Genomic DNA, 828 nt, shown 5'->3' on the forward strand with positions numbered 1-828 from the left:
GGCATCGAATTCGACTATTGCTGCTGCCACGCCTGTTTCGCGCTGACCGACGCGGGCTACGAGACGATCATGGTCAACTGCAACCCGGAAACCGTCTCGACCGATTACGACACCTCGGACCGGCTCTATTTCGAACCGCTGACCCTGGAACACGTGCTCGAAATCCTGCGAATCGAGCAGGAGAACGGCACCCTGCACGGCGTCATCGTCCAGTTCGGCGGCCAGACGCCGCTGAAACTGGCCCATGCGCTGGCGGCCGAGGGCATCCCGATCCTGGGCACCACCCCCGACGCCATCGACCTGGCCGAGGATCGCGAACGCTTCCAGGACCTGCTGAACCGGCTCGACCTGCGCCAGCCGATCAACGGCATCGCCAGCAGCGATGCCCAGGCCATCGCCATCGCCGAACGGATCGGCTTTCCGCTGGTCATCCGCCCCTCCTACGTGCTGGGCGGCCGCGCGATGGAGATCGTGCGCGACATGGACCACCTGAAACGCTACATCACCGAGGCGGTGACCGTTTCGGGCCGGAACCCCGTGCTTCTGGACAGCTACCTTTCCGGTGCGATCGAGGTGGATGTGGACGCCCTCAGCGACGGCGAAACCGTGCACGTCGCCGGCATCATGGAACATATCGAGGAAGCGGGCGTCCATTCCGGCGACAGCGCCTGTTCGTTGCCCCCCCACACGCTGGACGCGGCCACCATCGCGGAACTGAAACGCCAGACCACCGCGATGGCGCGGGCGCTGCGCGTCGTCGGCCTGATGAACGTGCAATTCGCGATCAAGGACGGCGAGATTTTCGTGCTCGAGGTCAATCCCCGCGCC

At 65.1% G+C, this 828-nt stretch carries 1 protein-coding gene; it reads left to right on the plus strand.

Translation table 11 applies throughout. From position 1 onward, the window contains the following. Positions 1–828 (plus strand): ATP-grasp domain-containing protein (locus B4A72_RS04410; RefSeq protein ID WP_292978144.1); only part of this gene is annotated, 828 nt, incomplete at both ends.

Origin of the sequence: Paracoccus sp. UBA5162, from assembly GCF_002413585.1 — a bacterium.
Taxonomy (GTDB): Bacteria; Pseudomonadota; Alphaproteobacteria; order Rhodobacterales; family Rhodobacteraceae; genus Paracoccus.